We start from the raw sequence: 24285 nt of genomic DNA on the forward strand, positions 1-24285 counted from the left end.
CTAGTCCTCGATTTCGGCGAAGGTCTGATTGATCTCTTCCCCAAGTTGCGCTTGGATGTTCGCGGCTGGGGGAGAGTTTGATGCGGTGGATTGCGTTTTTTTGGGTATGCCTCGCAGTAGGCGGCTGCGGCACCAAATATCAAGACATGGGATTCACAGGCGGTGTCGCAGCGCAGCAGATGACCGCCGACACATGGCGTATTCAGGCGCGGGGAAACGCCTACACTAACTCTGCCACGGTGCAGGACTACGTGCTTCTCAAAGCTGCTGAAACCACTCAGGCGGCCGGTGGGACGCACTTCCAGATCATCAGTGCGGCCGACGCGAGCCGGACCTCGACAGTTGTTACGCCTGGAACCAGCAACACAACATTTGTTGGAAATCAAGCCGTCACGACTACTTCGCCCGGCAGCGTCGATACCGTGATCAGGCCAGGCCAAGACGTCTACGTACGGGTGTTGAAGTTACCGCCCGGCCCAACTCCTCAAGGCGTCTATTCGGCTACAGAAATAGTGCAGTTTGTTGGTTCCCGCGTCGAGCGCCCAAAGTGAGCGTTAGAGGCGCCTCGCTTCTCGTGGTAGCGCAGGTCTTCTTTGCGCAGTCGGCGCTTGCTGCCTGCGGAGACAATGGAGGCCCCGGGTACCGAAACCAATCCGGCAAGTGTGTCGGTTGGGAGGCTCTGGCGCGCCAATGTGGAAACCCGCCCTCGACGAAATGCACGCCCGAGCGCGTCTCTGAGGGCTCACAAGAAGCGGCTGCGAAAGGAGCGGCTGTTCGGTCGCTAATGGATCGTGCACATGAAGCGAAGAAAGTGCCGCCCAATCCTTGAGGCGCGAAGCCTCCATCCTGTCACATTCCGTGTGGCTGCCTTTACTGCCGGTATCTCAGTGCTCGCCGTCCCCGCCCTTGCTGCCCTCGATCAGACGAATCGCGCGAATTACATGGGTCAAACTGCAAGGGACATCGATCAGTGGCAGCGAGTTCCGCTTCGATCCGAGCAGCGTTTTTCGCATAGAGCCTCGCAAATCAAGGTTGCTATCCAAACGCGGGGACCGAGCATGCAGGGGCTCATTCGGATCCCCGGCGCACCAGCCTCTAATTTTGACACGGGGCCGGGCATGACGGTGGTTGACTTGATCAACGTCGGGGATGAGACTCGCGGCTATACAGACATTGTCGCCTTAGAAATCCTATTCACGCAGAGAGCGCTTGGGCAATCATGCCAAGTGTACCGAGTCGACTAAGGCGGCGAAACTAAATAGCTCCCAGGCCCAAACGGCCGTTCAATCACTCTGCGCGTGGTAGTTTGAGCTCGTCCGGGCGGGGACGCATGAAGTGGCGGTGGCGAATGAGCAATGCGCTTGTCGTTCACGAGGCTCACCTTCCGAAGACCCTTCTCGGCAGTCGTGCTGCTCAATACGTCCGAATGTCCACTGAGATGCAGCACTATTCGATCCAGAATCAGGCTGCCGTGATAGCTGCTTACGCGCATGCCCATAATCTTACTCTTGTCCGTACGTACAAAGACGAGGGTGAAAGCGGATTGCTGATCAAGAACAGGCCTGGCCTCCTCCAACTAATGGAGGATGTCGAAAATGCGCAAACCGACTTCGGTCACCTCCTCGTCTACGACATAAGCCGATGGGGGCGCTTCCAAGACGTAGACGAGAGCGCGCACTACGAGTTCATGTGCAAGCGAGCCGGAATCAAGGTCGCATATTGCGCGGAGCAGTTCGACAACGACGGCACTATGCTTGCCAGCATCGTTAAGAACATCAAAAGAGTAATGGCGGCGGAGTACAGTCGCGAGCTTTCAGTGAAGGTCTATGCCGGTCAATGCCGCTTTGCTCGTCTTGGCTACAAGCCGTGTGGTAACCCTGGCTATGGCTTAGTGCGGGAGCTAGTTGACGAGAAGGAGCAATCGAAGGGCGTTCTAAAGAGGGGGCAGAGAAAGTATCTGGCCACTGATCACGTCCGAGTCCGCCCTGGGGACCCGCGGGAGGTGGCCACCGTCCGTTGGATATTCAATCGCTTCCTTGAGGTGAAATGTGAAACGGTTGTGGCTTGGGAACTAAATAAGAAGAAAGTCCCGAGCCGTCCAGGGACGCCATGGACCAGGGTGATGGTAGGCGCCATCCTTAGGGACGAAAGTTACATCGGGAATTTGCTCTTCAATCGGCGATCATGGAAGCTGCGCCAAACTCGCACCTACAACCCTCCTGAACAGTGGATCAGGGCTGAGGGCTGTCTTGAACCGATTGTTGACCGGGGCATATTCTCGAAGGTCGCCAAGTTCATCAACGAGCGGCGTGTTGACCTTACCGAAGAGGAGATGCTCTTCCGCTTGCGCAGAACTTTGCTCAAAGAAGGGAAGCTGAGTGTCGGCATTATAAACCGCACGCCAGGCTTGCCTTGTTCAGCTACATGTCAAGCTCACTTCGGCAGCTTGCGGAACCTGTATCGATTGCTCGGCTATACTCCCAAGCGGAACTACGAATTTTTGGAGTCGAGGCCTCTTTGGTCCGAGCAAAAAACAAAGCTCGCTTGTCGCATTGCAGCCGCCATTAGGAGGACGGGTTGCCGCACCAGCACCGGGGGTTGGACAGACTCGCTACGCGTGAATGGCACCATTTGCGTTTCGGTTAGAGCTGCCCGTTGGACGCCGGGAAAGGAGGAGACCCATTCGCCCCATTGGACTATCCAATGTGATACGCATGTGCCCGCCGGCTGGATAGCTGCAATCAGGCTATCTGAGCATAACCAAGCAGTGCTCGATTACGTGTTGTTACCCACAGATGGCAAGGTGAAGCGGACAATAAGATTTTCTGATGCGGCCCGGGCTAGTCGCTCGATGAGCTGCTTTAAAACCTCTGAGGCTCTTGTTCGTTCGATTACCCGGAGGGTAACCAAGGCAGGCCGTGCTTTCCCACCCACCCCAGTGCCGCTGAGCAGACAAGTGAAAGCAAGCCCGCCCAAAACCAAGAGCGACCACGCACGGCGCTGATTGATCGCAAATAGAGAAAGGCTCCCAACAGTGTCCCGTAGTTCCTGCGAAAGTCTCCATTGAGCCTCGCGATTTTCGATAGCTCGGACGACGCCTCGGACTCATCCACCATAATGCTGGTTCCTCTTAACTAGTTAGAGCCAGCGCCTTACGAACCACTGTTTTGCCCGACGAAGCAAGAGGATTTTCGGGATACCGGAAACACGATTCCTGCCCCGGTTTGACAAGCGTGTTGGTTGAGCTGGTCATAAGACAGGGGGAGTTTCAATGGGGTTGTCGCTATGAAGTCGGTTTTCCTTGCGCCTTTTCTCGCGCTTAGTTGTGCTGCAGCATACGCAACCGAAGTGACGGTGATGCTGAGCACACCCGCGTCGATTACTGTGGGAGTTTCGTGCAAAAGCGGCGAGCCCTGTGACCAGCTCGCGGCGGACCAAGCGCAAGCCCATTGTGCGAAAGCGGGTCGTGTTGCGCAGCTTGCGCCGAGCGGCAAGGTTTGGAAGGAGCACTGGCCCTTCAGCGACAAGTACGAATTTCAGTTCAACTGCATCCGTTGACTGCCGTCGCAGAAGTGATCGGTTGGCTTGCGGCCCTCAAGCAAGAAGGCCGCACCCGAGGGATCCTGATGGAAACCTAGGTGCGGCCTGTTCTACATCTGGCCTTAAGGATTTGCTCAGCTCTCAAGGAGTCAGCCAGATTCTTCGAGAGCCACAGCGCCTGAGTGAGAAATCGGCGCGAGCATTAACTAACGACGTGCTGTTTTCATCCAGCGCTCACTTCGCCGCGCACTTGAGCCGGACGATCCAAAAGAATGCGTGGATCAGTTACGGAAAAGCTCCGGCACACTCAAAAGTTTGGTCAAAGGCACCTCCTCTATGTCGGCCTTTTTATGTGGAGTTCAGCCACCTTACTTGCAAGATGGTTTCCCGTGTGCAGCCGGCTAAGCTGCTTTCATCAGGAAGCTCTTGGCGCCTCTGCCCCTACCCTCCGACCCATACGTCACCCCAAAGGACCTTAGGGCCACCGTGGTCTGGTGGTTCTCATCGCGCAGCACCTTTTGCAGGTCCTTTCGCTGCTGAGGCTTCAGGCTGAACTCCCTACCAATCGCGTTCATGTAGGTGCGGCCGGGGTGGCGGTTGGCCATGAAGGTCACCAGCCGCTCGTGAGGTATCCCCGAGCGCTTCACACGGACCTTCGGACCGTCTGGCTCGAATGCCCAGTCTTGCACCAACACGTTAGGCAGCTCCTGCCTGATGTAGCGCAGTATCTCCGATCCACGCTCGCCAGTCGGAAGCACAATGAATACGTCCGTGGGAGCGCAGCGCCCCTGCACGTCGACGACCTTGCGGAGCCGAACGCGCCCTATGGCCTGCACGATGGACGCCGCAAGGTGACGCTGCTGGAGAAGCTCACGGACGTTCGCATGCCCCTTCCATGAGGGGTTATCGTGCCAGTCGTCCCCTTGCACCCCTTGGAATGCAAAGAACACGTTGGTGCCCCACACGTGATCCCGGAAGGGGAGCCCAAGGATGACAGCTGTATCGTAGTCTTTGAACACGTTGCTGCCGTCCACAGCGCCCCAGTGCGTGGCTGAGGCCGCTTGAACGCCCAGGTCTGCCGCTGTCGGTGCGAGGTGCTCCACGCGCTTGTGCACCACGAACAGCACTTGGCGCTCCGGGGTAAGGTGCTGAACCAGGTTGTGTTGCAGGGCTGCAAACCTAGACTTGGCCAGCTCATCCATTGCGGTCTTACCGATCCGCTCCGTGCGCGCTACGTGGAGAGTCACGTTGCTGTAGTCACGAACGCCCCGAGGGGTCGGAATGATGTCTGCGCGGTCCTCCATCAGGTCGTACATCAAATCCACGCCAGCGGTAGCATCTAGCACCACGGGCCCCGGCAGCTCTAACGGCACCGCGAGGGCCGATGAGTTCAGCGTGTGCTCGTTGCCCTTCAGAGCCATGAACGCATGTTGGTCGAGCAGCTCTTCAGCGGCGGCAAGCGTCTTATCGTACCGCTTCGCTAATCGGTCGCGCTCCTTGTCGTCGTCCTTTCCAATGATGCGGTCGTACGGCAACCGGCGCATGTCCGCGCGTAGGCCGGAGAGGTCCACCGTGGCGGGGCTATGGCCAGCCTCCCAGGCCAGAGCAGTGCCAATGCGAAAGCCGTCATTGACACCGGCTTGGAACAACATCTCCTCACGAAGGGTCTCTAAGGCTTCCACCTGGGCGGGATAAGCGAGCCGCATCTCGTGCGTGATGTGGCCGATCACCCGGCTTAGCTCATCAAGCTTCACCTGACTGTGCTTCACCACATTCGCTAATGCCTCATCAACGATAGTGAGTAGACGCCGCCCACCACGCCAATTAGTCAATCGATGCCATCTATCAGCATTGACACCAGACAATGTCTCTTTAGCCCTGGTGTAAGCTTCGTGTGTGATGACTACGATGTCGCTCTCTGCAAGTTGCTCAGGGGCGGCCCTATGGTCCGTATGGTCCGCTATAGCGACCATGCGACCTACGTAGGAATTGATTTGCGACACCACCTCGTCAGCCTGAGCCTTGAGGCGAGTTACAATCATCACACCAATTGGTCTTACACCATCAGGGACACCAGCATTGAGTTCAGCTTGGAGTGCAGCATACACCACAGCGCCCATAGTCTTCCCAGAGCCCGTAGGGGGCTGAAGAACACGCCAGCGACTTGGCTGGTCTTGAGCGGAGGCGATAATTGATTGCTCGTAGGTATTTGCCATAATGCGCCAGAGCTTCCTAAGGGGCTCGCTGGCTGGCATGTCGAACTCATTGGTCCACCGTTGCGTGAACCTGTGGACGAACGTCTGCGGCGACACGAGAGCATATTGCTCGTGTAGGCCGATATAGGCTGTCATAGTATTGAAAATGTCCGTGAATTAATGGGGGTGAGATCCCTAAAGGATATCTCCTTTAGAGGTTGGCCCCCCATTTGGGAGACGAAGGCACATAAGGTCACAGGGTGACCGTACCGACTACCGTGCGCATCTGTGGTGTAGATGCAGCTGATCGCGCTCAAGTTCGAGCACAGATATAATTACAAAGGGCGGTGGGTGTTATCGCCTTTGAGCTGCCTCACGAGGTAGCCCCTAGGCCTCCCAGAGAAGCCCCAGGATTCGTTTGGGCGCCGTGGTGCTCTACGTGTGGCTAGGATCCAGAGGGCTTCTCAGCGATTCCCGTAGAAGCCTGAAGTGCCCCGAGTGCGATCAGGGCGCGGCGTGCTCTGATGGCATCACGGTAGGTCACCGGTTTTTGCGGGGGACCGTGGGCTCCTGCTCAAGGTTCGCTTGTGTAATCGTTGAGCCCAAGGCCCTCCGCCCCTAGCGGCGATGTGGACTTGGGGCGCAAGGGCAGCGCTTTTTCTCCGTGAGCACAACCCAGTACTCCCTGCGGTCCCCGTGGGTCTTCTGGATCAGGGTGATGAGCTTAAGCCAGTCCCACCTTGCCTTGTGCGACTCCCGAGTTCACCGATGTGCCTAGACAACACAGCGCCGCTCACAGAGCGACGTACGGCCAGCTCTGAGACCGTGAGGCCCTGTGTCGCCGCCACGCGGAGGAGCGTGGCCACGTAGGAGATCGGCATCCGGTCGCGCAACTGGAAGAACAGGTCTGCGACATCGAGTACCGCTGCGTCTTTGGTGATGGCTGCTGGCTCTCGTCTTCCGACATCTGATTCCCCTCGGCTCCGAAGGCTCGCGTGTTGAACCACAGGATAGCCGAGGGGAGGCCGATAGCTGCCACGAGGTAGCTAATTCCCCAGGAATGCACTGGCGAACCGCAGGTCATCATGTGGACTTGCTGATAGCTTGGTTCCTAAGAGCGCGGTTGAGCATTAATCGCGGATATAGCCTTTCAAGCGTCCTCCATAGCGCCAGTTCGTATCCGTCTTCATGCAACCAATCTGCGGAGGATCTGAAAGACTGCAGTTCGGCCAACAATTCGTTGAAGAGGTCGTCGAGTGTAAACTCATCCATTATCAGCTCACATTTCATGGGGGTTCCTTTCAATAGGTGGAAGTGCTTGGTTCAAGTTCGGTGTGCGCGGTGAGCGAGGAGCAGCCCGTGGTATCCATCGGGGGACGGTGGCTGCGCTTTCCTCCATAGGTGGGGGCGCCTTGCCGCTAAGTGCTTGGCATCATTGCCAGTGGTGCTCAAAAAGGCAGGGTTTGGTATGCACCTAACGAAACGGCGGGATCAAATGGCTCGCCTTCTGGTCAGAACGCCGGGAGTTCGTCCGCTAAGCCGTTGATCCTTTGTGCAAACGCTTCTGTTCGCGCTCTTATTTTGTGTAGTTAACAAAACGGCCTATGGTGGGGATGTCACAAGGCCGGACCCGCTGATGCTTATGCCGTCTCCCTTCGAAAACGACACCGCAGCTCGGGCTCTCTTAGAGCGACTTAGGTGGCCCAACGGTCCTCACTGCCCTCGATGCGATGCGCAGGGGCCCGAGGTGTTCCTGATTGGCGGTGAGAAGCACAGCCACCGCGAGGGCCTCCGTCAGTGCAAGCGGTGTCGCAAGGGGTTCAGTGTCACCGTAGGTACTCTCTTCGAGCGCCTGCGTATCCCGTTGAGCACTTGGGTGCTCGCAGCTTATGCCTTCAGCTACGATGTCAAGCTGCCGCTCTTGAAAATACAGTCAGACCTTGGGGTAAACTATAGGACCGTGCTGCGCATGCGGGATGTGATCAAGCGTGCCGTAAAGCCCTATCGGGGACGAAAGCGCGTCTTTGGTGCATGGCCTCGTGACCTGATGGTCCATCAACGAGAGAACCGCGAGAAGACACTAAAGGCGACCGGGGCGCTCAAGGACATGCTTCCGGCCCGCAGCGCAAAGGATATCATGATGCGCACTGAGTGCTTGCTAAGGCTCCTGCTACAGGCGCCGAAGGTCAAGCCGCGCAAGAAGCGGCGGCGCTCTCTGGTATAAGTCAGTGTGCTTGGTCGGTAAGTCGTTGATACAAAATGCAAAGACACTCGAAAAAGAGGTGCTTTGTATGCAGTTAAGAAAACGGTCTTGGAAATGCCCCCTAGGCCTCGTGGGACGGTTCCTTTCGAGCGCTTTCTCGTGAAGATCAGTGGGCGAACGGACGCCCCGAAAATAGATCTAGGGAAGGGTGGCCAACTCGGCGAGCTTGGCCGCGACGTCGGCCATCGGCATTTCTGCAGTCTCTAAGCCATTTCGCGACGCGAGCATGGGGCTGACCTCGCGGAGAGCTTCGTACGTTGTGTTATGCACGATAGGGACGAGCTGGTCTCGCGCCAGGAGTACCGAAAGCTCCTTGTCTGCGACGCCCGCTGCCGGGAGGCGCTTCAGTAGCGCAGGGGTCACCAGAACGATCCCGATCCGCGACTTCGCTAGTCCCTTGTCGATAGCGCGGAGAAACGGCTCGCCGAGGCCAATATCGTTCTCGCTGAACCAGACCGAGACATTGCGTGCCACGAGCAGATCGTACAGTTCCTTGGCGACACCCTGGCGGTCGTCCCACGCGTGGCACAGAAAGATGTGCCGTAGGTCCGGCATGGACGCTCGCTTCTCGACGGTGTCCCGTATTGGATTGAGCGCCCGTACTTCCTCGGGCGTGTAAAGCTGAGACGAACCGGCTCCCGACCAGCGTGGTTTTATGTTGCGGCTGGACCGGCCGCCGCTGCTCCGGCCGCCCCCGCTGCTACCCGACGAAGAGTAAGAGGGGGACGAATACGACGGGGGCGAATACGAGGCGTAGCCACCGCCATAACCGCCGTAGCTTCGGTAGCCGCCCCCGCCACATGCCGGGCAGGCCGCTCGACCGCTCGCCGTGCGATGGCCAAATCTTGGTGCTGTGCATCTTGCCATGGAGGCGATGATATCCAGCACCACTTCCAATCTCAAGCCTCAGTCGTGCAAGGCAACATCACCACCCTCGGCTGTGCGCAGGCCGTATAGGTCGTTAGGTCCGCGGCGACCGATCACGAGAGGCTCATTTGGCGCCCCAGGTTCTCCTGAAGACACACGGGCGCTGGGAGCTTGGCGGCGGCGGGGGCTTTAAGCGAAGAAGCCTTGAAGTCCGGTGGGGACGCGTCGCCAAATTAGGATCCCTCCGCGAAAGGGAGCCTCATTTTTCGCGCTAGCGCCTCAGCGCTTTCGCTTTCCTCCGCTGGACATGATTCCAGGCCATGACCTTCCGACCAATCTGACTACCAACGCCCCATGCGATGAACGGGACGGGATACCACCACCAACTAACCCTCCACGTAGGGTGTTGATCAGGAGGCACTGGGGGCGGCCTAAGTGTTAGCGCGCTGAACTCGGCCACGTCACTGGCCTTCATCCAATTGGAGAACCCCGCCCGCCAAACAAGGGCGCTCTCCGGTTCAGACATGTGCAGCATTGTCTCCTGCATCTGCTGAAGCGCAAGCGGTCCAATTTGCCTGCCCTGATGGGCGCAATACCACGCGTCGGCCAAGTGCATTTCCCCCAAACATCCTAAGGCTAGACCAGTGTCCCCTGGGTGCTCAAGAGGAGTACACCATCCACAGGCCAATGATGAAAAGCACGCTTGCGGGCCATGTCGCCCCAGGGACAATTGACAGCAGTGACGCGAGTAACACCGATATTGTGCCAAGAGCTGACATCACGGTCCCCCTTATGCCCGTTGTAGGATGTTCGCGACGGACTGAGCGTACCACTGGCCACCTCGGGCCGTAGGGATACCCCGCGCATTCAACGCGTCGGCCAGCTGCCTGAGCGTGCTTGCGCCAGCCTTCTGAGCCTCACGAATGATAGGGAGCACGTTGGCAGCGTAGCGGTCCGCCTCGGCCTTAACGGCTTCCACAGCCCCTTTGCGAGCCACGTGGAGCTTAGGGTTGCCCAAGCTGACCCCGCGAGCCTTGGCGGCCGACAAGGCCTGCCGGGTACGAGTGGAGATCAGCGCACGTTCTTTCTCGGCCAGTGCCGCGAAGAGGTGGAGCACGAAAGGGTCTACATCGGGCCCAAGCTCGGCGACCACGAAGGGTATCTTGTGAGCCATAAGGCCGCTGATGAAATGGACGTCGCGGCTGAGCCGGTCGAGCTTGGCCACACCTACGTGACACTTGAGCTTGCGCGCGGTGCCCAGGGCGGCCTTCAGCTGCGGCCTCCGGTCGAGAGCATCCGAGCCTTTGCCCGTCTCCACCTCAACGAACTCGCGGGCGACCTCGTATCCCTCGGAGGCGGCGAAGTGGGCGAGGGTCTGCCGCTGGGCTTCAATGCCTAGCCCTGAGCGGCCTTGGCCCGAGGTGCTGACGCGGATGTAGGTGATCAGGGGAGCCATCGGCACGTAAAGGTCCTCCAGAGCTGGTCTGTAAAGAACCTTATCGACCGATTAGGATTTTTACAAGCGAGATGTGAATGAGCGCGTGTTGCAGATGCTTAAGGAAGGTTAGATAAAAGGTGCCCAGTCAACAGATAGGTGGCACCGTGTCAGCAAATTGGGAAGTGCAGGCCCTTCGGGTGACCCTTTTTCCCATAGAGGCGACAGCGGTTTCCTCCGAATGGTGGACCGATTTTACCGGCTTTTCGCCCGACAATGAGAACAGGCAGCCTAAGGACGCCATCGTCGTCGTAAGTGGGGCGTTCGAGGATAAGCTGCTCTCCCTTTCGAGCGGTGTCGGCCGAATTGATCTTACCTACCAAGCCCTCAGCCCGCTGCTGCAGGTGCCTCTCCAAGAGAGCCAGACGTTGCCCAAGCTGACGATGGGCTCTGTGGACACCCTGCTTGAGACTACGTTCTCTAGAATTGCTCCTATTTGTGCTCGGGCGAAGGCGGTCCACCGGATCGCGTTAGGTGGCGTATTCCTGTCTCCTGTTTCTTCGAAGACGGAGGCTTATCTAATGCTCAAGGGCCTTCTTAAGTCTGTCGCAGTGCAACCTGAGCGAATGAGTGATCTCACCTATCGCGTGAACTGGCCAATTCGAGACACTGCTGGTAGAGTAGTAAATCGGCTCGGAACATGGAGTTCCCTAAGAACGCGAATGGGTGCTCTGGGGCTAACGGAAAGCCCTACCGTTCTCTCGGAGGATAATTACGTGAACTTCGAAAGCGACCTTAACACTGCCCCAGCAACAGAGGTTCAGTTTCAAGGCGAAGAGATTTTGTCTGAGCTACACTTCCTTCGCGGTGTGCTGGAGGAAAATCTTCGGCTGGGTGAGGTTTTTTGATGAGTAATTCAGTAACCGGCCTTGAGGGAATACTTGCCAACCGCCTGCTGGGAGGCATGGCTGACGAGCATGAGACAGAAGTGATTTCGCCCACTCAGCGCGACGCCGAGTACGAGGCCTACAAAGCAGCTTTGCGCTTAACCAAGCGGCAGCGCCTCCTCGATCTGGCGATGACAACAAGCGCCTCAGATCCCCATATCTGCAGCGGACTAGCGGGGGCTGGTTCACGGACCTTCGGTGGTTGGCTTACTAAAACTGCAGCGCTCGATTACACGAGCATCGTGGAGCCTTCCGTTCTTCAATACTTTGAGACAGTGCAGGGCCTGATCAACCCCGCTGAGAGCGTGCTGAACGCCATTGATGCGATGCAGGCGCATCTTGTTCAGCATACCCCGCACTCCGAACAGAAGTTCAAGGCCGTAGATTGGCTGAATGATGCGTTCGAGGAGCTGAACGACGCTCTTGAGTGTGAGGACGCAACTGAGCTGGGTTCTGAGACAAAGGCTGTTTTGGCCCAACTCGGGCAAAGTGTTTTGGCTGAGGCAGCGGCAGTTGGTGCGGAAGCGCCGTCAACAGACATCGACCCACAAGGCAATTTGAACCTTTTCTGGAAGCGGGAAGCCGAAGGGCTGCTCGTTGTAGTCAGGCCGGATCGCACTATCCATTTCTTCGGTAGTTCCGCTGGAGATAGTTTCCGAGCTGATTACGCTATGAACGGTAAGACGTGGCGTACCCATTTGAACTTCTATTTGCAGCCATTCAGAAACGATGACGCCGCCTAATCAATTGCTGCCCGCCGAAGAACTGGGGCGGGCGATTTTCGATAGCAAGGATGTCAAAAGCGCCGTCAACAAGGGTTCAATTCCACCCAAAGTATTCCTTGAGAAGAAGGGTGTGAACGAGCTGTCAGTGGATCGGCTTCATTACGTGAGCAGTTTGGCAACTGCGGCGGCGGTGCAGACAGGTTTGCGCGGCCGCCCTTGTCGTGGGTGGGCAAAGTTGCTCCAAGAAGCTGCAGCAAAGAATAACCGTGAGGTGCACCCCGATCCAATTGAGCCGCATCAACTCCACCACGCCTTTATTCGACTACCATTTGATCCTTCGCTGGAGCCTGACAAGGCTTTCGACATTCAGTACGCTCACGCGCTTGAACTTGCGATGCTTGCTCAGTGGCTGCAAGCACCAGAGGGACCAGCGGTGCCCTCAAGCGGCTCCTGAAGCATCATTAGTAAAAGCTAACGATGGTTATGAAATGCATCCGGAGCAACTCCCATTCATTGAGCAAGGCCTGAAGGAGCGAGCTTATTGCGTATTTCCGGAGGGCCTAGATCAAGACCCCCTTGTCTGGTTTCATGGTACATCGGAAGATAACGCTCGACTGATCCTCGAGCAGGGATTTGTCATTCCAGCATCTCGACCCGGTGCGGAGGCAAGCGCGCTACCATCTATTTCTTTTGCAAAACGAAGTGCTGTCGCGTTGGGGTATGCCTGTGATGCTCGTGCTGGGCAAACCAGGAACGGTGCAATCTTAGCGGCGCGCTTCACCACGCTTGAAGGTGTGACGTTAGCAGGCGATGTCCTTCACGTAGCCCGTCCCGATAGGATGCCAAAAATCATCAATTTCTGCATCGTGCCCGCAAGGTATCATTTTGCGTGAGGCGGTACGTAGTTGCGCGCCGTGCCTTGAGAAGTGGTAGCAAGGCGTGGTAGCAGTTCAGCAGCAGCAAAGATGATTTTGCTTGATTTTTCAGTGCGTTTTTCAGATGCCCTTCGTCTCCCCTAGGGAGCGCCAGCCAAATCCTAAGCCATTGAAAACCTGCACATTCTAGGCAACCATGTGAGCCTGGAGCGGCCGCTCTGTTGCACGTAGCTCACGAGGCGGTCCGCAAATGGTGCTCGCGGCCGTGACATGGCTATCTTGATCCCGAGTCTCGGCTTCGCACGCTTCGACAGCCGTGGGGAGCTACGACTGGCGGAACGATTGAAGGACTTCCTCGAGGAGAACGCCGTCGTTTGGCACAACCTGCCCGTCGGCCCTCGCAACCGGCATCCGGATTTCATCATCATTCATCCCGCGAACGGCCTGCTCGTGCTCGAGGTGAAAGACTGGCGCCTGGAGACGATCGTTTCGGCGGACAAGACGAAGGTCGAGCTGCTGACGAGCCGTGGTGCGGTGCGGGAAAGCAATCCGCTCGAGCAGGCTCGCAAATATACGTTCGAGGTCGTGCGAACGCTGGAGCGCGACGGGCAATTGTTGTTTCCGCCGGGGCATCGCCTCGCGGGCCGGTCCATTGTTCCGTTCGGCTTCGGGGCCGTGTTCACGAACATCACCCGCAAGCAGTTCGATCAGACCGATCTCAAGGAGGTGTTCTCCGAGCATCTCTGTCTGTTCAAGGACGAGATGACCGAGGGCGCGGACCCCGAGGAATTCCGTTCGAAATTGTGGCGCATGGTTCATCCGCGTGTCGAAGAGCCGCTGTCCATGCCGCAATTCGACCGCCTGCGCGCGCTGCTGTTTCCGGAGGTTCGGATACGACAGATTGCCCTGCCTTTGGACGATGCGCCTCGCGCCGATTCTTCGGATCGGACGCTCGCGGTCATGGACCTTCATCAGGAGCAGTTCGCGCGCAGCCTGGGCGAGGGGCATCGCATCATTCGCGGCGTCGCCGGATCGGGCAAGACCCTGATCCTCGCTTTTCGCGCCGAGTATCTGGCACGTGCGGCGGCAAAGCCGGTGCTGATCCTGTGTTACGCCAACGGCATCGCCGGCCGGCTCGAAGATGCCATGCAGAGCAGAGGCGTCGAGGACCGCGTTCAGGTTCTCACCTTCCACTCGTGGTGCTACCGGATGCTGCGGACGTACGGGATTGTCGCCCCATCCGAGCGAGACTATCCGGACTACGCGGAGCGCCTGGCTGCGAGCGTTTCAGAGGTCGTGAAGGCGGTCGATCACGGCCATATCCCGGCGGAGCAGTACGACGCGGTCCTGATCGACGAGGCGCACGACTTCGAACCGCAATGGCTCGCGCTTGCGGCCAAGATGGTGAACCCGCGCACCAAGGCGCTGATGGTCGTCTACGACGATATCCAGGCTATCTATAAGGGGCGTGAACGGCCGGTCTGGAGCCAGCTCGGCATTGAAGCAAAGGGCAGAACGACCGTACTGAAGGTGAACTATCGCAACACCGCCCAAATCGTTGCCTTCGCGAGACGCTTCGCCGCGGACGTTATCGGCGCTCCCGGCATCACGGCCGACGACGAACACGCCATCCTGCTGCCCGAAGATGCGGGTCGGCAGGGACTGGAGCCGGATGTGCGGCGGTGCGTGAGCATCGACGCAGAAGCTCACTGCGTTGCCGAGTGGTTTCTCGACCGTAAGAAAGCCGGCTACGAGTGGTCGCAGATGGCGTGTCTCTACCCGGAGCACTGGATCGGCGGACGGGTCGCGCAGATTCTCTCTGGGCATGGTGCGCCGATCGACATCGCCAAGGACAATCGCAACCGCGTTGCGGTCAAGCGGGTCGCCGTGCGATTCCTGAGCATGCACAGCGCGAAAGGGCTGGAGTTTCCCTGCGTCGCCATCACCGGCTTGGGCCTGCTCGGCCGCCACGGCGAGACCGTCGAGGAATGTGTCCGGCTGACCTATGTCGGGGTGACCCGTGCAACTCACGAGGCGCTCCTGACGTATTCGAGCGAGTCGGCATTGGTGCAGCGCTTGATCGCGTAGCCCGACGCTGTGCAGGCGCTCTTTCACGCGGCAGTGCAGTCAATCGAGCGGCGGATCGCCCGCTGCAGGCCCGCATTTGAAAGAACACATCGTGGTAGGTTGCGCGTCGCAGCGTCATCGATGATGACGTGATCGAGTGAACGGGCCCTGCATCCATTCCGGCGCAACTTGCATTCACTCCGGCGCAAAATGAGCCGCATCGCGTCGTCGCTTCTGCGCCGCGCGACGGTTGCACCACGAGCGCATGCCTCGGGCTCCCCCCAACCCTATTCGGGGGGATCGCGAGAGGAGCCGTGGCCATACGTTTTGGCGGTAACTTCAGTGATGCGCCGAAACGCTTCTGACGGTCTCGGTGAGCATGTCACCCGATGAGGAATGGCTGATGTCACCCAGGCTGATGATGCCAACCATCCGCTTGCTCTTGTTGATCACCGGCAGCCTGCGGACCTGCAGCTTCTCCATATGATGCATCGCCTTGGCGAGGTCATCGTCCTCGCGGCAGCAATGGATGCCCTCGGTCATCACGTCACGTGCCGTCGCGCGGCCGGCATCGAAGCTGTGGCTCGCGAGTCCTTTGCAGACGATGTCGCGGTCGGTCACCATTCCGACCAGCTTGTCATCCTCGCCAATCGGAATGCAGCCGATGTCATGCGCCCGCATCAGTTTGGCAATCTCGGTGATTGGCGTGTCGGGGCTGACCCAGTCGACACCCCTGTGCATCACGTCTCTGACTTTCATGGTGAGCCTCCGTTCGTGGGTTTCAAGTGCGTTGGTGCAATGCAGCGGCACCCCCATCCTCCGAACTCCGACCAGAAGACAAAGCGCAGACACTCTCGCCGCCACCCTGCGGAACGGTATGACGGCGATCTTGCGGCTAGAGTTCCCGCCCAGGGCCGCAAGGACAATGGGCGGCGCACAGGATCCTCAGTCATGCGCGCTGAAGCGGCCGTGCGGTGCGTTGGCCGTCAGGCGCGCAAACTGCGCGTGACCCATGTGAAGCAGCGTCTCATGATCGCCGGCTTCCATATAGATGTCCGGCTGTGCCTCGAGGCTGTCGTCGACGATGATATCCAATCCGTAGCATTTGCCGACGGCAGGAACTGCACCGTGTGCACAGTCGCTGAACAGCCGATTGATCTCGGTTTCATCGGCCATGTGGACATTGTCGCCGAGGCTTGTCCTCAGGTCCGACAGGCGCAGGTGATGCGATGCAGGCAAGACGGCCAGCATGTATCCGCCGTCGCGCCGCAACACGATACCCTTGGCGAGGCGGTCGCCGGAGATATGGCATGCCTGCGCCGTTCGGGCGGACGTCATGCTGAGTTCGTGCGGGATCACCTCGTACTGGATGTTCTCGGCGGCGAGGTATTTCTGGAGGGTGGGAGCAATGGCCATGGCATCACCTCCGATGCTGAATGGAAACCATCCACCGTGAGGCCGATCCTGCAGTCTCTCGCCATACGATGGGCGGCTGCCTGACTAGAAACTCAGCATAGGTCTTCCATCCGCAAGCTGCAATGCAATTCCCCTGGGAGCCGCAACGGATGTGGGCAGGAGCAGGCTTTTCGCGTGGCCGGCGCAGGCGCTCTCCTACGCCGTCGTGCCGTCGATCGAGCGCCGAATCACCCGCTGCACTTCCGCGTTCGACAGGAACAGATCGTGGTTGACGATGCCCCAGCCTTCCGCCGACGCATCGACCACGCGCACGCCGAGCGCGGCGATGGCGGCCTTCTCGGCCGCACCGACCCGGGTCATGCCGCCGGCGAGCTGTCCCGACAGCGCCAGTGCACGATCGTTGGTCGAGGCGATCACCGTGATCTTGCCGGCGAGCGGGCCGATGCGCTGGATCGTCGACGAGAACACGTCCATGTCGATGTCGGGGGCGGCAAACACCACCGCGCCGATCTTGCTCGTCACCGTGTCGCCGTATCGCCCATGGAGCTGGCGCAGGCTTTCGAGCGTCAGCATGGTTCCCATGCTGTGAGCTACGATGTGCACGCGCCCCGCTCCCGGTGCCGACACCAGCGCCGAGAGCACGCGCTCGAAATTGTCGCGCGACCACATCGCGCTGTCGCGGTCATAGGCGTAGTCGAACAGTCCTGCCTTGGAAGGCCAGGAGAACGCCATGGTCCGGCCGCGGAACTTGATCCCATTGGAGAGGTGGGCTGCATCCAGCACCGCCGTCTCGAAAGTCTGCTTGAAGCCGTGCACATAGATCAGCACGTCCCCGCCGCCGGCCTGCGCAGCGAGATCGCCCGCCTCGGCCGGCACCGGCTCGATCCGGTCGAGACGCCAATCCTCGAGGCCAACCGAGGCGAGGGAAAGTCGGCTCTCATCCGGCGCTGTCAGCTTCGCCCGTGCGATTGTCATGCTCGCGGCGCGCTCCGGCCCGAACCAGGGTTTCGCGCGGGCGCCGTTGACGGGCTTGCGCGTGGTGACGACAAGCAACGTGGGGTCAACGGAGAGCGACGAGGCGTCGTAGCGCGCGCCGGTCGCACCGAGGCCCGCGCATCCGCCGAGCGCGAGCGCGCTGCCTGCCGACAGGAGTCCGCCAAGGACGGCGCGGCGCGAAACGGAAGGACGGCAGTCGCGTTGCAGAAGACGTCGGACGATCACACGGAACCTCAGGGAACTTTGCCCACCGTAACGCCGCCCCGCTAGCTCCCTGAAGGAGAATGGGGGCGAGAAGACGGCAGAGTCGCATCCCGGCGGGTTGTCTTTGCGTCCGAACGAAGGCCAATCGGCTCGCAGAATGGGTGGAGCTCTGCGAGTTACCGCAATCAATCTCAGAGAGCGTCATTTCCGGCTCACAGCAACTCAAGCGCCGTGCGCGACGGCGCGACCGGCAGCCATTGCGGGATGCGCCGCTTGGCAAGCCAGTACGGCCGCCAAAGCAATGTCCAACTTTCGCGGTCGATCGGTGCCGTACCCCAGTCAAATTGCCTCATGTCGATCTGCGATAGATCGTGTTTGTGCAGCCATTGGCGAGCGACCCACCACAATTCGCGCGATACTTCAGCATTGCCGGGGCCTTGGAGCTCGACGAGGTTCGGCAGCGGATCACGGTAGCGGCGGGAGATCCGTAACGTCGCGATCCGCTCGCCGTCTTTCCGGATGCTCCAGAGTCGCGAATGATTGTGTGCGAGGCTGCTGCCAAGGGTTCTGAGGCAATTCCGCATCGCCTTTGCCTCTTCGGTGATGGCGGCAATGCAATCCAGCGGCACGAATTCGTAGCCTGCCATCCGGCCGGGCCGCAGCCACATGTCGGCGATCGGCAGGCGGCCGAGGTTGGTGTGCAAGGCAACGACCGTTCGCCAATCCTCTGCGGCCGAACGTGCGGCATCGATCCCCAGGTCCGGTGTCCACGGCCTCTCGATCAGATCGTGCCCCAATGTCGTCGGTTGAGACGAAAACCACGCCCAGAGACAGATGAACCGCAACCGCGCAGTCCTCACACGCTGCGGCTCGCGGACGAACTCGCGCGCGATCCACACAGTCATCGGCGCATGCGCGAGCTCGGCGGTCTCGGCGATGAGCTGAAGCCAGCACGGCGCGAGCTTGAGTGAGCGCGGAAGGTGGTTCGCGATCTGCCGGCGGAACAGCTCACCGTCAGGCAGGCGCGGGACCGGGCGCGCGAATGCCTCCGGCGGCAGCTTGCGCAGCCACAGGGGCAGATCGGCAGCTGCGGCGGCTTGCGCGAGGGGAGCGCCCTCGACCACGCGTGCGATCGCACGCGCGGGATCGAGCCGTGTCCGCGGAACAGCCAGCGCGAAGAGCAGCGCGGGAAAGCTCGCGGCAAGGTCGGCCAAGCGCGGGTGCTGCAGGGCCAGAGTGCGTACGGCACCCTGGAAATGCGGATGATACCGCCGAAGCCTGCGTTCGAGCAGGTCGGAGCGAGCGGTCACCCGACAAGGGGCCGGCAGGAGATTGGATGTCATGACAACAGGTTCGCGATCGCGGCCCAAGAGGCACCGCGGCACATTCGATTTGATACGGAGCGTTGTGATCTCATCCGGGACTCAATCCCGGGAGGGGCGCGTCAAATATCGCGCGTCGAACCCGGGAAGCGTGCAGTCGTAGACATGGTCGCCTCCAAGAAAGAAAGATTGCGTGCATCCAATAGCGTGGCCTTTGCCGGGATGCAACCCGAGACTGCATCCGCCAGCGCGATCCGGGCATTGGCTGAGCGGCGATATGCATGCTGCGTCGGCTTCAGTGGAGGTGGTCGTCGATCTCAAAATCTGCACTATGCGCGCCGATGCGCCTCCGAAGCTGCTGCCGGGCCTTCGGAGATTTTGGCAATTTGCTTTTCGGAGTGACGAGATGAGCGGTTTGGTGATCTCTGGCGGCCGGGTGGTGGATCCCGCGAGCGGGATGGACGCCGTTGGCGACGTGGCGGTGGTGGACGGCAAGGTTGCCGCCGTCGGCACCGGTCTCGGCGACGCCGAGCGGGTGATCGACGCCACCGGCCTCGTGGTGGCGCCCGGCTTCATCGATCTGCACGCCCATGGCCAGTCGATCCCGGCCGACCGCATGCAGGCGTTCGACGGCGTCACGACGACGCTCGATCTCGAGGCCGGCGTGCTGCCGGTCGCGTCCTGGTATGAGCGCCAGGCACGGAAGGGACGTGTGCTGAACTATGGTGCCGCCACCAACTGGGCCTTCGCCCGCATCGGCGCGATGACGGGCTCCAACGCGGAGAGCTCGCTGGAGGCGTTCGGCAACGCCATGCGCGATCGCCGCTGGATGGACAACGTCGCAACCGATGCGGAGGTCTCGGGCATCCTCGAGCGTCTCGGGCGCGGTCTCAACGAGGGCGGCATCGGCATCGGCATCCTCAACGCCTATGCGCCCGGCGCCGGCGTGCAGGAGCTGACCGCAGTGTGCCAGCTCGCCGCGAAGCAGGACGTGCCCACCTTCACCCATGTCGCCTTCATGTCGCGCATCGACCCAGAGAGCGCGGTGGAAGCCTATATCCGCCTGATCGGCTATGCCGGCGCTACCGGCGCGCATATGCACATCTGCCATTTCAACTCGTCGAGCAAGACCGATGTCGAGCGTTGCCGCGTGCTGATCGAGAAGGCGCAAGGACAGGGCCTGCCGATCACGGTCGAGGCTTATCCTTACGGCACCGGCTCGACCGTGCTGGCCGCCGCCTTCTTCAGTGATCCGGAGTTCGTCGAGCGCAACGGCACCGGTTACGATTCCGTGCAGCGCGTGACCGACGGCTACCGCTTCCACGACCGCGAGGAGCTCTTGAAGGCGCAGGCCGAGGAGCCGTCCTCGCTGGTGCTCTGGCACATCCTCGACACCGACAACAACGCGCATCACCGCGACCTGCTCGACATGTCGGTGCTGTATCCCGGCGGCGCGATCGCCTCCGACGCGATGCCGTGGACGCTGTCGGACGGCTCAACCTACACCGGCGATGCCTGGCCGCTGCCGGATGACGCGACCTCGCATCCGCGCTCGGCCGGCTGCTTCACGAAGTTCATCCGCGAATGGGTCCGCGAGCGCAAGGCCGTGTCGCTGCTGGAAGGCGTGCGCAAATGCGCGCTGATCCCGGCGGAGATCCTCTCGCAGAGCACGCCGGCGATGCGCGCCAAGGGCCGGCTGGCGAAGGACGCGGATGCCGATATCGTCGTGTTCGACTACGAGAAGCTTTCGGACCGAGCGACTTTCACGGCGATGAACCGGCCCTCTGAGGGCGTGCGGCATCTGGTCGTCAGCGGCCAGGTGCTGATCAGCGACGGTATTCTCGATGTGGCTGCGCGGCCGGGCCGGCCGGTGCGGCGCCCAATCGTCGAGAGCTGAGCCATGCCGGTCCCCATTCTCCTGGTGACCGGCTTTCTGGGGGCCGGCAAGACCACGGTCGTCAATCATCTGTTGGCGCATGCGGAGGGGCGGCGGATCGCCGCCGTCGTCAACGATTTCGGTGCGATCAACATCGATGCGGAGCTGATCGCGGGTGCGAGCGACGGCGTGGTCAGCCTTGCCAATGGCTGCATCTGCTGCTCGCTCGAGGGCGATCTGCTCCGCACGCTTTCGACGCTGCTGCGGCGTGATCCCAAGCCCGATTGTATCGTCATCGAGACCAGCGGCGTCGCCGATCCCGCCGATATCGTGCGCAACCTGATGGACCCGGTGATTCTGCGCGAGGCGCAGCTGGAGACGGTGCTTTGCGTGTTGGACGCAGGGACACCGCCTTCGGCTCTGGACGACGCGCTGATGCGGTCGCAGCTGCGCGTCGCCGATATCGTGGCATTGAGCAAGCTGGATCTGGCGGGCGCGGGCGCGGGGGTGCGGATGCGTGACGCCATCCGCGCCCAGCGCGTGCCCGCGGTGGTGGTCGATGCACACCACGGCGAGATTCCGCCCGCGCTGCTGTTTCCCGCCGACGCCGACCGCTCTCCGGCGTCGCGCGAGGTGGGACCGAAACGGCCGGCGGAGGAGCGCTTCGAGGCACTGAGCTGGACCTCGGATAAGCCGGTCTCGCTGCCGCGCCTGCAGCAGGCCATCAACCGCCTTGCGCCGAAGCTGGCGCGCGCCAAGGGCCTGTTCGAAACCATCGAGCAGCCCGGCCGCACGATGGTGTTTCAGTTCGCCGCCGGCCGCGCGACGCTCGCGCCAGGCGATGCGCCGGCACCGGGCGCGGCGCGGTCGCGGATCGTCTTCATTGCCGAGCTTGGCGTTCTCTCGAAGGCGGAGCTCGATGAAGTCATGGAGGCGTGCGTTGCCGGCGGCTGAGCTGAGGGGGTAGGGTCAACCGCTTCCGCCATTAGCCACCACCTCTCCTCTTGCCGAGTCGATCCGAGGCCGAACTATGCCGCCAAATATCCCACTCGCCCCCGCTGATGCTGCCTCGCGCCGCGCTGCCAAGCCGGCCATCGTCTATCCGGTCGGGACGATGCCCGGGCCGGACATGGCCGCGCTCGAAATAGTCCGCCGTGCTGCGGTCAAGACGCACGAGCTTATCGTGCCCCCACGCGATGCCCGTGCCTTTCGCGTGGCGCGCGGCCAGTTCTTCCGCATCGTCAGCATCGAAGGCCCGCAGGTCGGCGACCTCAATCTCTGGAATGCAGACGATCTCTCCGAGCGCTTCTTCAGCGGCAAGACGCGGGCGCTCCATGGCACGCATGTCGGCATCGGTGACCGGCTCTGGAGCAATATGCCCTATCTTCGGCCGATGGCGACCATCAGCCACGATACGCTTGGCTGGTACGGCTTCGACGCGGACGGTGCCGGCATTCACGATGTGATCGGCACGCGCTGCGATCCCTACACAAATCTCCTGCTGAACGGCACGGCTTACGATTTTTGCTGCCACTCCAACCTGTCCCGCGCCCTCGCCACCGAATTGAAGGCGGATCCGGCCGCAGTGGAGCATGATGTCCACGACGTGCTCAACGTCTTCATGTGCACCGGCTTCACTGGGGACACGCACCAATATTTCATGAAGGCAAGTCCAGTCCGCCCCGGCGACTTCATCGAGTTCTTCGCGGAGATCGACCTGCTCGGCGCGCTGTCGGCCTGTCCGGGTGGAGACTGCAGCGCAACCCATTCCAGCGATGCCGCGGCATGCCATCCGCTCAAGATCGAAATCTTCGAGCCGGATCGAACGGCCCTGAAGGGCTGGACCTGGCCCTCGCCGAGCGCTTATCACCGTCACCACGGTGCGCATGCAGGACGCTGAATCTCAGTCCTCGACTGGCCATCCGTCGCCGTGCACCTCACGCGAACTGCGCGATGCCGTGACCGACGGACCAGTTCTCCTTGGGCGCGTCGAGCACGTTGACGAACACGTCCTCGGGCCTGATCCCCGGGTTCTCGCCGAGCAGGTCGGCGATCCGGCGATACAGCGCTTTCTTCTGCTCGGCCGTGCGCGAGGCGAACACGGTGATCTGGATCAGCAGGGCGTCTTCGCTGCGCTCGACGCCGTAAGCATTGCCGCAGCGGAAGTTGGCCGGCTCATGCTCGGTGATGGCCATGAACGCATCGCCTTCGGGCACGTTCAGGGCCTCGCGCATCGCGCGGTAAAGTCCGTCCAGAATCGCCTGCCGGTAGCTTTGCGGCTTACCAGCGCGCATCGAAATGTGGAGGAGAGGCATCACGCGGCCCTTTGCATGCGGCTCCGGCCGACACGGCGATGTGAACGCCGCCGGCTCGGCCAATTGAGAAAAAACGGACTATCAATCTCGATCGGTTTTTGACACGATGTCGAGAAAGCATGTTCTTGACGGCATGTCAAATATTTTGCGGAGCCAAGCTTGAGACCGCGCGAGTTCGATCATGACGAGGTTCTGCGCATCGCGTTCGACCAGTTCTGGCGCAAGGGCGTGCGCGGCACCTCGCTGTCCGACATTGCGCGCGATGCGGCGGTCCAGCGCGGGAGTCTCTACAATGCCTTCGGCAGCAAGCAGGCGCTATTCCTGCAGGCCTATGAACGCTACGCGGGGGATTATCTCGCCAAGGTGCAAAAGGCGCTCGGGGCAGGTTCCTTGCGCAAGCGCCTCACCGCGTTCTTCGATCTGACCATCACCAATTTCCGCTCGGGCACGCCGCCGCGCGGCTGTCCGACGACGCGCGGGCTGATGGAACTCGGCGGCACCGAAGGCGAGGGGCTCGACGACAACGCGCGCCAGGCTTTTGCGAACCTGATCTCGCGCATCACCGCACTGCTTCAGGACACGTTGGCCGCTGGCGCGGCGCGGGGCGAGTTCGACGGCAATCCCGCGGCTGCGGCGCTGCACATCGTCACCGTGACGCGCGGCCTCGCCGTGCTCGAGCGTGCCTTCGGGGACGAGCCCCAATTGCGCAAGATCGCCGCGCACACGATCGATCTCGTGCTCGGCAGGAATGGCGGATAGGTGTCAGCACAGCGCGAGCGCGTTGACCGCGCGTGTCGCAGCATCCTCGCCGAAGTCAACGACCTGGCCAACGGTGGATTCGAGCTCGCCCGGCTGCTTGCGGCGCGCGACCGCCAGCAGTCGCATCAATTCCGCCTCGTCCTTGGAAAGGCGCCTGCAGGACGGCGGCATGAAGCACAGCTCGCAGGGCCGCTCCTTGCGCAGGATCCTGACGAGCGCGGCCGCGCGCGCGACCAGCAGCGGACTGTCGGCAATGCCGGGCGCTTCCTCGGCAAAGCGATAGGCCGCTTCCCAGCAATCCGATGCGCCGGTCGCATAGGCCGCTCCGATGAAGCGGAGCAGCGCCAGCGCGAGGCGGGAAAAATCATCGTAGCTGTCGATGTCCGGACGGGTCGCAAGCGCGGCTTGGAGTGGACAGAGCAGCCGCTCACCCGCGTCCGACGTCGCCGCAGAATCGCAACTGGCCCGCATCTTGAACGATCG

Annotated in this window: 22 protein-coding genes; 12 read left to right on the plus strand and 10 right to left on the minus strand. The window is 60.9% G+C overall.

The genetic code is table 11. The features are described 5' to 3' along the window. Positions 1-80: 80 nt before the first annotated feature. The 3 genes from ACM43_RS16585 to ACM43_RS16595 all read left to right on the plus strand — a co-directional run bounded on the left by ACM43_RS16585 (position 81) and on the right by ACM43_RS16595 (position 3558). Entirely contained in the window at positions 81-551 is a 471-nt protein-coding gene (locus ACM43_RS16585) for a CC0125/CC1285 family lipoprotein (protein WP_271541344.1), read from the plus strand. Positions 552-1348: 797 nt separating this feature from the next. Beyond that, positions 1349-3004 (plus strand): recombinase family protein, encoded by a 1656-nt coding sequence (locus tag ACM43_RS16590; RefSeq protein ID WP_271541347.1) that lies wholly within the window; start codon positions 1349-1351, stop codon positions 3002-3004. A 281-nt stretch (positions 3005-3285) separates the two neighbouring features. Continuing rightward, positions 3286-3558 (plus strand): hypothetical protein, encoded by a 273-nt coding sequence (locus ACM43_RS16595; protein ID WP_271541349.1) that lies wholly within the window; start codon positions 3286-3288, stop codon positions 3556-3558. Positions 3559-3941: 383 nt separating this feature from the next. Here ACM43_RS16595 and ACM43_RS16600 read toward each other — a convergent pair whose 3' ends face one another. Beyond that, complete coding sequence (locus ACM43_RS16600; protein ID WP_271541351.1) at positions 3942-5891, minus strand: hypothetical protein; 1950 nt, start codon at positions 5889-5891, stop codon at positions 3942-3944. Positions 5892-7377: 1486 nt separating this feature from the next. Between ACM43_RS16600 and ACM43_RS16605 the strand changes: the two genes are divergently transcribed. Next, positions 7378-7959 (plus strand): transposase, encoded by a 582-nt coding sequence (locus ACM43_RS16605; RefSeq protein WP_271541501.1) that lies wholly within the window; start codon positions 7378-7380, stop codon positions 7957-7959. 177 nt (positions 7960-8136) lie between these two features. On the opposite strand, the gene ACM43_RS38640 is transcribed toward ACM43_RS16605, so the two are convergent. From ACM43_RS38640 to ACM43_RS16615, 3 genes are all read right to left on the minus strand, one after another. Beyond that, positions 8137-8553, minus strand: coding sequence for a toll/interleukin-1 receptor domain-containing protein (locus ACM43_RS38640; protein ID WP_333919226.1), 417 nt, complete (start codon positions 8551-8553; stop codon positions 8137-8139). A 583-nt stretch (positions 8554-9136) separates the two neighbouring features. Then, complete coding sequence (locus ACM43_RS38955; protein WP_442869314.1) at positions 9137-9481, minus strand: DUF4339 domain-containing protein; 345 nt, start codon at positions 9479-9481, stop codon at positions 9137-9139. 174 nt (positions 9482-9655) lie between these two features. Beyond that, positions 9656-10321: a recombinase family protein gene (locus ACM43_RS16615; protein ID WP_271541352.1), complete on the minus strand. Its 666-nt coding sequence runs from the start codon at positions 10319-10321 to the stop codon at positions 9656-9658. A 146-nt stretch (positions 10322-10467) separates the two neighbouring features. Between ACM43_RS16615 and ACM43_RS16620 the strand changes: the two genes are divergently transcribed. The 4 genes from ACM43_RS16620 (at position 10468) to ACM43_RS16635 (ending at position 14935) form a co-directional block, all read left to right on the plus strand. After that, the gene (locus ACM43_RS16620) at positions 10468-11208 is read left to right on the plus strand and encodes a hypothetical protein (RefSeq protein WP_271541354.1); all 741 of its coding nucleotides are present in this window, start codon (positions 10468-10470) and stop codon (positions 11206-11208) included. Further along, positions 11208-11990: a hypothetical protein gene (locus ACM43_RS16625; RefSeq protein ID WP_271541356.1), complete on the plus strand. Its 783-nt coding sequence runs from the start codon at positions 11208-11210 to the stop codon at positions 11988-11990. The genes ACM43_RS16620 and ACM43_RS16625 overlap by 1 nt, the downstream gene beginning before the upstream one ends. After that, on the plus strand, positions 11977-12426 hold the full coding sequence (locus tag ACM43_RS16630) for a hypothetical protein (RefSeq protein ID WP_271541359.1): 450 nt from the start codon (positions 11977-11979) through the stop codon (positions 12424-12426). Before ACM43_RS16625 ends, ACM43_RS16630 begins: the two co-directional genes overlap by 14 nt. Before the next feature lie 691 nt (positions 12427-13117). Further along, positions 13118-14935, plus strand: a complete 1818-nt coding sequence (locus ACM43_RS16635; RefSeq protein ID WP_271541360.1) for a DEAD/DEAH box helicase — start codon at positions 13118-13120, stop codon at positions 14933-14935. A gap of 318 nt (positions 14936-15253) precedes the next feature. Here the strand turns inward: ACM43_RS16635 and ACM43_RS16640 are convergent, their stop codons facing one another. The 4 genes from ACM43_RS16640 to ACM43_RS16655 form a co-directional block, all read right to left on the minus strand. After that, the gene (locus ACM43_RS16640) at positions 15254-15673 is read right to left on the minus strand and encodes a CBS domain-containing protein (RefSeq protein ID WP_157285010.1); all 420 of its coding nucleotides are present in this window, start codon (positions 15671-15673) and stop codon (positions 15254-15256) included. Between the two features lie 186 nt (positions 15674-15859). Beyond that, positions 15860-16330, minus strand: a complete 471-nt coding sequence (locus ACM43_RS16645; RefSeq protein WP_157285009.1) for an aminoacyl-tRNA deacylase — start codon at positions 16328-16330, stop codon at positions 15860-15862. Positions 16331-16525: 195 nt separating this feature from the next. Then, complete coding sequence (locus ACM43_RS16650) at positions 16526-17551, minus strand: alpha/beta hydrolase (RefSeq protein WP_271541362.1); 1026 nt, start codon at positions 17549-17551, stop codon at positions 16526-16528. A 191-nt stretch (positions 17552-17742) separates the two neighbouring features. Further along, on the minus strand, positions 17743-18900 hold the full coding sequence (locus ACM43_RS16655; RefSeq protein ID WP_271541364.1) for a hypothetical protein: 1158 nt from the start codon (positions 18898-18900) through the stop codon (positions 17743-17745). A 358-nt stretch (positions 18901-19258) separates the two neighbouring features. Between ACM43_RS16655 and ACM43_RS16660 the strand changes: the two genes are divergently transcribed. From ACM43_RS16660 to ACM43_RS16670, 3 genes are all read left to right on the plus strand, one after another. Further along, a complete protein-coding gene (locus ACM43_RS16660; RefSeq protein WP_404543817.1) occupies positions 19259-20749 on the plus strand; it encodes an amidohydrolase family protein in 1491 nt (496 codons plus the stop codon). A 3-nt stretch (positions 20750-20752) separates the two neighbouring features. Then, positions 20753-21682, plus strand: a complete 930-nt coding sequence (locus ACM43_RS16665; RefSeq protein WP_271541366.1) for a CobW family GTP-binding protein — start codon at positions 20753-20755, stop codon at positions 21680-21682. Positions 21683-21758: 76 nt separating this feature from the next. After that, the gene (locus tag ACM43_RS16670) at positions 21759-22628 is read left to right on the plus strand and encodes an urea carboxylase-associated family protein (RefSeq protein WP_271541368.1); all 870 of its coding nucleotides are present in this window, start codon (positions 21759-21761) and stop codon (positions 22626-22628) included. A 37-nt stretch (positions 22629-22665) separates the two neighbouring features. Here the strand turns inward: ACM43_RS16670 and ACM43_RS16675 are convergent, their stop codons facing one another. Continuing rightward, positions 22666-23043: a tautomerase family protein gene (locus tag ACM43_RS16675; RefSeq protein ID WP_109145972.1), complete on the minus strand. Its 378-nt coding sequence runs from the start codon at positions 23041-23043 to the stop codon at positions 22666-22668. A 159-nt stretch (positions 23044-23202) separates the two neighbouring features. Here ACM43_RS16675 and ACM43_RS16680 point away from each other — a divergent pair, with 159 nt between their 5' ends. Beyond that, positions 23203-23802, plus strand: coding sequence for a TetR/AcrR family transcriptional regulator (locus ACM43_RS16680; RefSeq protein WP_271541370.1), 600 nt, complete (start codon positions 23203-23205; stop codon positions 23800-23802). 3 nt (positions 23803-23805) lie between these two features. Here the strand turns inward: ACM43_RS16680 and ACM43_RS16685 are convergent, their stop codons facing one another. Further along, positions 23806-24273, minus strand: coding sequence for a hypothetical protein (locus tag ACM43_RS16685; RefSeq protein ID WP_271541371.1), 468 nt, complete (start codon positions 24271-24273; stop codon positions 23806-23808). Between the last annotated feature and the right edge of the window lie 12 nt (positions 24274-24285).

It is taken from the genome of Bradyrhizobium sp. CCBAU 45321, assembly GCF_028128975.1.
GTDB lineage: Bacteria > Pseudomonadota > Alphaproteobacteria > Rhizobiales > Xanthobacteraceae > Bradyrhizobium > Bradyrhizobium yuanmingense.